This is a genomic window from Bradyrhizobium sp. STM 3809 (assembly GCF_000239795.1).
GTDB lineage: Bacteria > Pseudomonadota > Alphaproteobacteria > Rhizobiales > Xanthobacteraceae > Bradyrhizobium.
In genome coordinates, this window is sequence record NZ_CAFJ01000452.1 from 1 (window position 1) to 4911 (window position 4911).

5 protein-coding genes are annotated in these 4911 nt (G+C 65.4%); 3 read left to right on the forward strand and 2 right to left on the reverse strand.

What is annotated here, in order from left to right; genetic code table 11:
* The first annotated feature begins 105 nt into the window (after positions 1–105).
* Complete coding sequence (locus tag BRAS3809_RS20880; RefSeq protein ID WP_008964016.1) at positions 106–966, forward strand: cell envelope integrity EipB family protein; 861 nt, start codon at positions 106–108, stop codon at positions 964–966.
* Positions 967–974: 8 nt separating this feature from the next.
* Here the strand turns inward: BRAS3809_RS20880 and BRAS3809_RS20885 are convergent, their stop codons facing one another.
* Both BRAS3809_RS20885 and BRAS3809_RS20890 read right to left on the reverse strand, forming a co-directional pair.
* A complete protein-coding gene (locus tag BRAS3809_RS20885; RefSeq protein ID WP_008964017.1) occupies positions 975–2300 on the reverse strand; it encodes a DNA polymerase IV in 1326 nt (441 codons plus the stop codon).
* Complete coding sequence (locus BRAS3809_RS20890) at positions 2279–2578, reverse strand: DUF3572 domain-containing protein (RefSeq protein ID WP_011927367.1); 300 nt, start codon at positions 2576–2578, stop codon at positions 2279–2281. The genes BRAS3809_RS20885 and BRAS3809_RS20890 overlap by 22 nt, the downstream gene beginning before the upstream one ends.
* A 218-nt stretch (positions 2579–2796) precedes the next feature.
* Here BRAS3809_RS20890 and BRAS3809_RS20895 point away from each other — a divergent pair, with 218 nt between their 5' ends.
* Positions 2797–3162 carry a response regulator gene (locus BRAS3809_RS20895; RefSeq protein ID WP_008964019.1) on the forward strand — a complete coding sequence of 122 codons (366 nt, stop codon included), beginning with the start codon at positions 2797–2799 and terminating at the stop codon, positions 3160–3162.
* 12 nt (positions 3163–3174) lie between these two features.
* Positions 3175–4596, forward strand: coding sequence for a PleD family two-component system response regulator (locus BRAS3809_RS20900; RefSeq protein WP_008964020.1), 1422 nt, complete (start codon positions 3175–3177; stop codon positions 4594–4596).
* Positions 4597–4911: the final 315 nt, after the last annotated feature.

Consider the following 4911-nt stretch of genomic DNA (forward strand, 5'->3'; position numbering starts at 1 on the left):
AACTGGGCGCCGCGATCGCACGTTTCCGTGAGCCAGCCGCAGTTGCGACGTAATGCAGCGGTCTTTAATGTGACGGTTTATCGATACGCCTCCCGAGGAACACGCATGGCTCATTCGTTTCGACTGTCGATGGGAGCGCTGGCGCTTGCCGCGATCACGTTCGGTCCGGCGCAGGCCGGGGCAGGGGTGCCGTTCCTGCCGCACCAGGCGCTGTATGAGCTCAGCCTGTTGAAGTCGCGCGGATCGAGCCCGGTCAACAGCGCGCGCGGCCGCATCCTGTACAATTTCTCCGGCAATGCCTGTAACGGCTACACCTCGGACTTCCGCCAGGTCTCCGAGCTCGATCTCGGCGAAGGCAAGGTCACGCTCAGCGACCTGCGCTCGACGGCGTGGGAGGACGGCGCCGGCAAGAGCTACCGCTTCAAGATCGACTCGCGAATGAACGACCAGGCTTCCAGCCCGGTCGACGGCATCGCGGAGCGCAGCGGCGACCACATCACGGTGAAGCTGAAGCAGCCTGAGGCGAAGACCTTCACGCTCGATGGCTCGACCGTGTTTCCGACCGAGCAGATCCAGCGCATCATTGCGGCGGCCCGCGAAGGCAAGTCGCTGCTCGAACTGTCGGTGTATGACGGCTCCGACAATGGCGAGAAGGTCTACAACACCCTGACCGTGATCGGCGCCGCGGTGCCGGGCGACAAGGCCCCCGCCAAGCCGGACGCCTCGACCGACAATGACGAGATGAAGTCGCTGACGCGCTGGCCGGTCACGGTCAGCTATTATGACCGCGACGCCAAGCGGACCGAGGGTGAGCAGACGCCTGTCTATGCGATGTCGTTCGAGCTGTATGAGAACGGCGTCTCCCGCGCCCTCGTGCTCGACTACAACGACTTCGTCATTGCAGGCGCGCTCGGCAAATTCGACGTCAAGGACAGCAAGGACTCCAACAAGCCCTGCAGCAACTGAGACGGACGTCATTCCGTCTCCTCCGGTCCGCCATAGGCGATGCCGCGGATCACCGCGGCCTGGCCGAATTTCTTGCGTAGCGCATCCATGGCGCGCTCGGCGGAGGCCGAGCGTCGGTCGAGCATGTCCGTGTCCGAGGCTTCCGAGCCCGGACGCAGCGCGCTGACGCCGGCCCCCATCAGGCGGAACGCCGTGCCATCGGTCTCGCGCGCCAGCATCTCCTTGCAGACCGAGAAGATCTTGCCGGCGAGCTGAGTGGGCGCTGCGATCGACTGCGAGCGCGTGCGCTGGCGGAAATCGGCGGTCTTGAGCTTCAGCGTGATCGTCGAGCCGGCGAACTGGCTCGCCTTCAGCCGCGCCGAGACCTTCTCCGACAGCCGCCACAACAGCTTTTCCAAGGTCGCGTAGTCGCGGATGTCGGTGTCGAAGGTGGTCTCGCTGGAGATCGTCTTGGCGCCGCGGTCGGCCACCACCTTGCGATCGTCGAGGCCGCGCGCCAGCCGCCACAGCCTTCGGCCCTCACCGCCGAACTGCTTCATCAGCTCGATCTCGTCGGCGCGCTGCAGGTCGGAGATGAGGCGGAATCCGCAGCTCGCCAGTCGCTGCTGGGTGGCCGGTCCGACGCCGAAGATGAAGCCCACCGGCTTGTCGGCGAGCATCGTCGTCGCCTCGTCCTGGTCGAGCGCGGCGAAGCCGCGGGGCTTGTCGAGATCGGAGGCGATCTTGGCCAGGAACTTGTTGCACGACAGACCGACCGAGACCGTGATGCCGATGGTCTGCTCGACCTCACGCGCGAAGCGCGCCAGCACCTTGGCCGGGATCATGCCGTGGACACGCTCGGTGCCGGAGAGATCGAGGAACGCCTCGTCGATCGACAGCGGTTCGACCAGCGGCGTCAGCGCCTGCATCGCCTGCCGGACCTCGCGGCCGACCCGGACGTATTTCGCCATATCGGGCCGAATCACCACAGCCGAAGGGCACAGCTCCAGCGCCTTGAACATCGGCATCGCCGAGCGCACGCCATAGGTGCGGGCGATGTAGCAGGCCGCCGAGACCACGCCGCGCCGGCCGCCGCCGATGATGACCGGACGGTCGGCGACCTCTGGATTGTCGCGCTTCTCGACCGTCGCATAGAAGGCGTCGCAGTCGATATGGGCGAGCGTCAGCGCCGAGAGGGCGCGATGCCGGACCAGGCGCGGCGAGCCGCAGCCGCCGCAGCGCCGTGCCCTGACATCGAGATCCGCCAGACAGTCGCGGCAGAAGCAGGCCGGCCCGGCCGCCGCGCGCGACGCACTTTCTGGCGCCAGCGTGCTCACGGCACGTCGCGCTCCCATTGCCGGTCGCCCAATACCTGCCTTGCGGCCATGATATTGGTCGGATGTAACTTGGAGCTTTCGGCAAAAGCCTTTACCGTCGCGTCGTCGCGCAGCACGAAATCGAGCACGCTGGCCAGGAAATTCGGGTCGGCCGCCGAGGTCCGCAGCGTCTCCGGCCCGATCCCGGTCTCGGCCAGGAACCGGCCGATGCGCTCGGGTTCCCCGGCCAGGAAAGACAAGGCCTGAATGGCAACGATTTCAGCAACTTCGCGCGGATTTTGAGAACGCTTTTTCAACGGGGCATTTGCCTTTCCATTAACTTGTCGTCTCTACTTTGCAGACCATCATGCCCGAGTCTTTGGAGCGGGTTCAAGCAAGTGGAAACCATCTCGGTCGAAGATGGAATACCGCCTTAACGGCTTTGAACGAATCTGGGGCTAGTTTGAATTAGATGGGTAGCGGTGGGCAGGTGTCCACCGGAGGGCAGTCGGGTGTCAGTGATTCGGAGGGGCGGATGGGCAAGACCGTCCTGATCGTGGAAGACAATGAGCTCAACATGAAGCTCTTCCGCGATCTGTTGGAAGCCCATGGGTACCAGACGTCCGGCACGTCCAGCGGCGTGGAGGCGCTCGACATCGTGCGCCGGACCCGGCCCGATCTCATTCTGATGGACATCCAGCTGCCGCAGGTCTCCGGCCTGGAAGTGACGAAATGGATCAAGGACGATCCGGATCTGCGCGCGATCCCGGTGGTCGCGGTGACGGCTTTTGCGATGAAGGGCGACGAGGAGCGCATCCGCGAGGGTGGCTGCGAGGCCTATCTTTCCAAACCGATCTCGGTCGGAAAATTCATAGAAACCGTGCGACGTTTTATCGGCTGAGGAGTTTCTGCAGTGTCCGCGCGCATCCTTGTCGTCGATGACGTCCCCGCCAACGTCAAGCTGTTGGAGGCGCGGCTGTCGGCCGAATATTTCGACGTGCTGACCGCCTCGAACGGCGCCGAGGCGCTGCAGATCTGCCAGCGCGCCGAATGCGACATCATCCTGCTCGACGTGATGATGCCGGACATGGACGGCTTCGAGGTCTGCCGCCGGCTGAAGTCCAATCCGGCGACGCATTTCATTCCCGTGGTGATGGTGACGGCGCTCGACAGCCCGTCCGACCGCGTGCGCGGCCTGGAGGCCGGCGCCGACGACTTTCTCACCAAGCCCGTCTCCGACGTCGTGCTGATCGCGCGGGTGCGCTCGCTGACTCGGCTGAAGATGATGACCGACGAGCTGCGCATGCGCGCGCTGACCTCGCTCGAGATCGGCGTGCAGGCGCCCGAACGCAACGCGGTGGCCGATGCCGGCCGTGGCGGGCGGGTGCTGCTGGTCGACGACCGGCCGTCGTCCTATGAGCGGCTCGGGCCGATGCTGGCGACCGAGCATTCCGTCGACGTCGAGCCGAATCCGGCGGAGGCCGTGTTCAACGCCGCGGAGGGCAATTACGACCTCGTCATCGTCTCGCTCGACCTCAACGATTTCGACGGCCTCAGGCTGTGCAGCCAGCTGCGCTCGCTGGAGCGCACGCGGCACGTGCCGATCCTGGCCATTGCAGAGGCCGAGAACAATTCGCGGCTGCTGCGCGGGCTGGAGATCGGCGTCAACGACTATCTCCTGCGCCCTGTCGACAAGAACGAGCTGCTGGCGCGCGCGCGCACCCAGATCCGCAAGCGCCGCTACACCGATCACCTGCGCGACAACGTGCAGAACTCGATCGAGATGGCGATCACCGACGCGCTGACGGGCCTGCACAACCGCCGCTACATGGAGACGCATCTGGCGACGTTGGCCGACCAGGCGGCAAGCCGGGGCAAGCCGCTGGCGCTGATGATGCTCGACATCGACTATTTCAAGTCGATCAACGACAATTATGGCCACGATGCCGGCGACGACGTGTTGCGCGAGTTCGCGATGCGGGTGCGCAAGTCGATCCGCGGCATCGATCTCGCCTGCCGCTATGGCGGCGAGGAGTTCGTGATCGTGATGCCCGAGACCGATTTGCACGTCGCCGGCATGGTCGCCGAGCGGCTGCGCCGCTCGGTCGCCAACGAGCCGTTCTCGGTGCACAAGGGCGAGAAGCGCATCGACGTCACGGTCTCGATCGGCATCTCCACTTTGGAGCAGAAGGGCGAGCCGATCGCCGACGTCATGAAGCGCGCCGACACCGCGCTCTACCGCGCCAAGAACGAAGGCCGCAACCGCGCCGTGGCCATTGCGCCTGTGCATCAGCCCGCGCCGTTCCTGCCGCAGGCCGCCGGCCGCGGGCGTTGAGGGGCAGGGCGGCTCTGCTGCCTCCGTCCTCGGTCGAAGGCGGCGATCGCCAGCACAACTCACCCCATCGCGCATCGCGTCATCCCGGGCCTCGTGCTTCGAGACGCGCCGCAAGCGGCGCTCCTCAGCATGAGGGGTGAGAGCTTCACCAGGATCGCTCTACGCCTCCTCAAAAACCTCACCAAGACCATGGATCTCGTCCTGAGGAGCACGCCGCAGGCGTGCGTCTCGAAGGACGGCCGCGGGCGCTGACGGGCAGGGCGGCTTCTCTGGATTGTCGCAACCGCAGGCAAGCTGCCAGCGACGAGCCACACA